Annotated in this window: 5 protein-coding genes; all 5 read right to left on the reverse strand. The window is 50.6% G+C overall.

What is annotated here, in order from left to right:
• Positions 1 to 86: 86 nt before the first annotated feature.
• The 5 genes from C7B82_RS27035 to C7B82_RS27055 all read right to left on the reverse strand — a co-directional run bounded on the left by C7B82_RS27035 (position 87) and on the right by C7B82_RS27055 (position 4,463).
• Positions 87 to 569, reverse strand: coding sequence for a DUF4079 domain-containing protein (locus C7B82_RS27035; protein ID WP_106259969.1), 483 nt, complete (start codon positions 567 to 569; stop codon positions 87 to 89).
• Positions 570 to 800: 231 nt separating this feature from the next.
• Complete coding sequence (locus C7B82_RS27040; protein ID WP_106259962.1) at positions 801 to 1,418, reverse strand: hypothetical protein; 618 nt, start codon at positions 1,416 to 1,418, stop codon at positions 801 to 803.
• Positions 1,419 to 1,467: 49 nt separating this feature from the next.
• Entirely contained in the window at positions 1,468 to 2,265 is a 798-nt protein-coding gene (locus C7B82_RS27045) for a YoaK family protein (RefSeq protein WP_106259964.1), read from the reverse strand.
• Between the two features lie 147 nt (positions 2,266 to 2,412).
• A complete protein-coding gene (locus C7B82_RS27050; RefSeq protein ID WP_106259966.1) occupies positions 2,413 to 2,901 on the reverse strand; it encodes a hypothetical protein in 489 nt (162 codons plus the stop codon).
• Positions 2,902 to 2,996: 95 nt separating this feature from the next.
• The gene (locus C7B82_RS27055) at positions 2,997 to 4,463 is read right to left on the reverse strand and encodes a uracil-xanthine permease family protein (RefSeq protein ID WP_106259968.1); all 1,467 of its coding nucleotides are present in this window, start codon (positions 4,461 to 4,463) and stop codon (positions 2,997 to 2,999) included.
• Between the last annotated feature and the right edge of the window lie 654 nt (positions 4,464 to 5,117).

Genomic DNA, 5,117 nt, shown 5'->3' on the forward strand with positions numbered 1-5,117 from the left:
AGAGACTCCTGAAAAGACACTGCTGCTTTGCTTTAGAGTATCTGATGTGATTCGGATCCGCGTTCGCCAACAGTATCCCGACGTTTCTATGCCGTTTTTAGCATCTCGCCGATCATCTTTTGGACAATCTGTAACCCTGTCACTGTCTGCGCAAGGAAGCAACCAACAACCAGCATGGTGAAGGTAATGTGCAACAGTCTTGCCCATTCTTTGCCTTGTTGCATCAGCGGCACCAGTGTTGCAGCCAGCGCGGCAAAACAAATCGTACTGAGCCCAATGATTAAGTGAGGGCTAACAAAGAGCTTGTGGTACAGAAGATAGGTTGCACCCATACCACCGACTGTTCCAATCACCCAGACTGCCAGCAAAATTGCACCGAGCTGAAAGTGTTTTTGATTGTATTTCTCCTTAATCATCTGCTTACGGACTTCGGCATCAGCATTGCGCGTCCGTCTGACTAAAACACCTAAATACAGGGCATAGAGTGTCGCAAGTAACGCACCGAGCATTAACGCAGGATGCGAGAACGATATGACTGCCTTTAAAAAAGGCGAGAACTCAGTGTTCATAGGCTCTGGGGCAGTCAGATGAGCAAGCTGTGTGTGGAAATGCAAGAACATCATTGAAGGGTGGGTTGTCAGCAGTTAGAAGCTTTCCAGTTAAATGTAGCGCTGGGTAGGGACAGGTTTTGCCAGAGACTTGACCTCATAATCGCTAACCATATTGCAAAATCTGCCCCTACGGGTATTTTGTTGCTAGCAATCTTCTCAGTAAGCGGCGATCGGGTCTGTTGCAAACCACTATTCTGCGACTTTGCTTTCGATCGCATTGAGCGCTTCAGTCGCCTTCTCAACGGTGGGAGCGGGAGCCATTTTCGCTGCCGCTTTGTCCTTTGCTAGCTGCATTTTGGCGCTAATCTTCTGGCTAATTTCGGCCGATGTTGGCATCATGGCACCGTTGTCTTTTGCCATCTGCATCTTGGCGTTGATCTTGTCGCTAATGGCTTCTGGCGTCGGCATAAACATCTCTTTCTTCGAGAACAGTCCCTTTTTCTGCTCTGGTGTCAACGACGCAAAGATATCTTTTTTGGGTAGTGACTTAAACACCGAGGCTAGCTTGGTTTTCTGGTCAGTGGAAAGCGCAATTTTCTTAAAGGCTTTGCGGAGACTGGCTTTTGCATCGACGATTTCTGCTTGTAGCCGATCGCGCTGTTCAGAGCTCAAAATGCTCTCAAACTGGGGGAGAAGCTGGCTCCTCATTTGTTCTAGCAGCACGTCTGAGGATGCAGGGGGCTCAGCGCTCAGCAAGTTGGGCCATAACGTTCCCACAGACGGCTGCGCCAGAGCCACACCCACACCGCCAACGCAACCCAATGTGAGCAACACACAGGTCGCGATCGTCACTAATAAACGTTTCATCATTATTTTCCTCAATCAGTAAAACAACAGTGCCTGCCATCCGTGCACATCAAGAGTGAACATCAAGGCTGGGTGCAGGTTCATGCTCGACATAAGCCGCGATCGCCAGCGTAGAAATTACAAGCAACGGGAAAACCAGGCTCCACCAGGACTCTGACAGCAACACAAAAAAGGCAGCAGCAAACCCACCGAGCGCAAAGCCTGCAATCACTGGAACGAAGCGGCTCATCCGCTCTAGCGCTTCTTCTGCTTCTAGTTTTACCGACTCACTGGGGTTGCGGGACAGCTTGGCGCTTAAAAACTGGACTAGATCAATGGTCAGTTGGGTCGTATTGCCCGTCATCACGGTCGTCGGAATGTAGCTTTTAAAAACGCCTTTCGCTTCTTTCATCAGCGCATTTTGGATGGCCATTGCGACCACACCAGCCATCCCGATCGGCAGAATATACTCCTCTTGCACATCCAGCAGTAGCGCGGGTGAAAGACTGGTGCCAATAATCAGAAAAATGACCAGCGCGATCGCTTCTGCGGTTAGTAGGACTGCAAACACAGACCAATCTTTGCGACGGGCATACCGTGCCAGTAGCGAGGTCAACGCCACGGTCAGCATGAAGGTTGGCAGCATCAATAAACGCGTGATCGTGGTGCCTTCATCAGCCGCGACAAACGACGACCCTGCTAAGGCAATATTACCCGTAACGTGAGCCGTGAAAATGCCAAACAAAATGATGAAGGCAGATGTATCAACAAAGCCAGCTACCCAACTCAGCAAAAAACCCGCAGGACCGTCGCTGATGAGAAAGGCACTCAAGCTGAACGGTGATTCTTGGCGTGGAACTACAGTCATCGCTCCCTCTTCTTCAGGTGCAATACAGTCTATGGACTGTCAAGTGTATGGAATGATCAGCAATGCCTCACTCTGACGATGAGTAGAGTGAGGCAACATAATTGACGTAAACGCTCTCGCTCAGCTGTTTGAATTAGCGTAGCGAAACTAGGAGTTGGCTTCTGTGTCAGCTTTAGCGGTTTCCGCTGCTTTCAGCTTTTGGGCTTCGGCTTTAGCGGCTTCCTTCGCCTTTTTAGCTTCGGCTTTAGCGGCTTCCTTCGCTTTTTTTGCCTCCGCTTTCGCTTCTGCCTTCTTCGCTTTCTCTGCTTCTTTCAGCTTTTTCGCTTCCGCTTTAGCGGTTTCTTTGACCTTTTTCGCTTCGGCCTTCTCTGCTTCCTTCAGTTTCTTCGCTTCGGCCTTGACGGCTGCGGCTGCTGCTTCCTCTGCTACATCAGGATCGGCAGCAGCGGCGGCAGCATCCACTTCAGGGTCAGCAACGACAGCGTCTGCCAGCAGGACGGTGGGCAGATTGCGGCTGAACGCGATCGCAATAGGTTGATCCGCTTTCGCAAGATTGGGGTAGCCGACAATAGCGCTAAGCAAAAGGACAAAGGACAGCACAAACGCGCTAAATCTCCGGGTAATAAACTTGAGCATGGCTCTCTCCAATTTTGATGACATTTACTAACCAATGATGTCGGGGCTGGTAGCGATCACAGTTTACAGGTCGTAAAGGGTTAATTGATCGCCACCTATTCTGATTCCACAGGGACGCCGACCTCTGCTACGATCAGTTCCCCTGCTGCGAATGCTTCTTCCGCTGGCTTTGGCATGATCAGGTTTAGCACTAAAGCGCAAATTGATCCGGTCGCAATGCCAGACTCCAGCACGCTTCTCACGCCAGCAGGGAAATGCTCCAGCGCTTCGGGAAGGAACGTCACGCCCAAGCCTGCAGCCAATGAGACGGCAAGAATCACAAAGGAACGGTTATCCATCTTGACGGCGCGGAGAATGTTGAACCCAGCAACAGCCACTGTGCCAAACATCAACATTACAGCGCCGCCAAACACGGGTGTGGGAATGGCTAGCAGCACCCCGCCGACGATCGGAAACAGACCGAGCACCACCAGAATAGCAGCTACGAAAAAGCCAACATAGCGGCTGCCTACCCCTGTGAGTTGGATGATGCCATTGTTTTGAGCAGGCGTCACGATGGGAAACGTACCACAAATCGAAGCGATCAGTGAGTTGACCCCATCACCCAAAATGCCACCCTTGAGCCGACGGAAGTAGGTTGCGCCTTCGATTGGCTCACCCGACACCATGGATGTGGCTGTAATGTCTCCCAGCACTTCCAACGTCAGTGCAATGTAGATGATCGCGAAAGACACAAACGTCACAAAGTCAAACCCTAAACCAAACCGGAAGGGAATGGGAATGTTGATGAGCGGCAGTGTGCCTAGCTTACTGAAGTCGGTAATGCCCAAGAACGTGGAGATGACAAAACCCGCAAACAAACCAATGATGATGGAACCCATCCGCAGATACTTGTTGGCGCTGGCACTACAAATGCCCACGATCGCAAACACCGTTAAGGCCAGTGCCCAGTTCTGCAAGCTACCAAACGCTAGCGGACTATCCGGTGCTTTGGCCGCGATCGCCTTTGCCTTGCCGCCACCCGCCATGTAGAACATGCCCACTTTAATCAGACAAAGCCCAATCAGCGTGACAGCCGTGCCTGTTACCAACGGTGTAAAAATCTTCCGCGTCAGGTGCAGAAAGCGACTGAGGATGATAGGAATGAATGAGCCAAAAAAGCACAGCCCTAAGACCAAGGCCAAGGTTTGCTCAGGCGTCTTGCCATTTTGTAAAGAAAGCGCCACCACCGCCAAAATCGGCGTGACAAACGCAAAGCTCGTGCCCTGAACGCTCAGCAAGCCAGAGCCGATCGGCCCAATTTGCCGTACCTGAATAAACGTACCCAGTCCCGAGACAAACAAGGACATGCCCAGGATGTAACTCGCCTTCGCTGGATCGAGCCCTAACGCGCCCGTGATTAACAGCCCCGGCGTAACAATTGGAATAAAAATCGCGCAGACATGCTGCAAACCAACGAAGAGAGCATCTTTGAACGGTGGTTTATCGTGTAAACCGTACAGTAGCTTGGGTGAATCTGAAGACAAATGACTGCCCTCGGCGTGAACTTCTCCGTGTGTCATGCGTTAGCCTCAGCGTTTACTAGGGTGTAAAGGTAAAACAGTCTGTCTATGGAGTTGTTAGGCAACTTGATTTGCGAACGTTTATGCAATGCATGAGCTGACTGACTGGGCGCGATCGCTAGAACACTTCACAGGTGAACAGAGTACCAAGCACTAAAACAGCGTTATACCGCTCAAACGAAGGCAGTGAACTGACTGAGATGACTCGTATGTTTCAAACAAATCGTTGTATACCGTATACGATAGTCAGCTCTGGTACAGGTTAGTGTGTAAGACGCTACAAACTGCTGACCTCAATCGTCGGGTTGCTTGCTATCTTGCACTGGTCTCTACGACTCAAGGAGTAGTGGTTTTAACACTTCTGTTGATGGTGCGTGGTTGTTCCACGCTTCAATGTGCCTCTTTGCTAGACTAGTCGTGCCTTACGCCTCTTTGCTAAAAGCTAAACTGAGCGCGAAGATTACCAACAAACACTGTAGGGTTACTGCTGAAGTTGTTCGGGTTCAAGATCGCGTAGAAGACAGGGACAAGCGCAATGTAATACCAATTCCTCAAGATGGGTATGGCGCGACAATAGTATTGGGTTCAAGCAGCATTTATGGCAGGCGTTTACAAACTCGATATCACCGAAACGGAAGCAGACCTCAAGCAACG

This window comes from Stenomitos frigidus ULC18, assembly GCF_003003795.1.
Classification (GTDB): domain Bacteria; phylum Cyanobacteriota; class Cyanobacteriia; order Leptolyngbyales; family Leptolyngbyaceae; genus Stenomitos; species Stenomitos frigidus_A.

Excerpts from the sequence above, each read along its gene's own strand:
- C7B82_RS27035 (WP_106259969.1), bottom strand. The coding sequence starts at position 569 with ATGAACACTGAGTTCTCGCCTTTTTTAAAGGCAGTCATATCGTTCTCG.
- C7B82_RS27045 (WP_106259964.1), bottom strand. The coding sequence starts at position 2,265 with ATGACTGTAGTTCCACGCCAAGAATCACCGTTCAGCTTGAGTGCCTTT.
- C7B82_RS27040 (WP_106259962.1), bottom strand. The coding sequence starts at position 1,418 with ATGAAACGTTTATTAGTGACGATCGCGACCTGTGTGTTGCTCACATTG.
- C7B82_RS27050 (WP_106259966.1), bottom strand. The coding sequence starts at position 2,901 with ATGCTCAAGTTTATTACCCGGAGATTTAGCGCGTTTGTGCTGTCCTTT.
- C7B82_RS27055 (WP_106259968.1), bottom strand. The coding sequence starts at position 4,463 with ATGACACACGGAGAAGTTCACGCCGAGGGCAGTCATTTGTCTTCAGAT.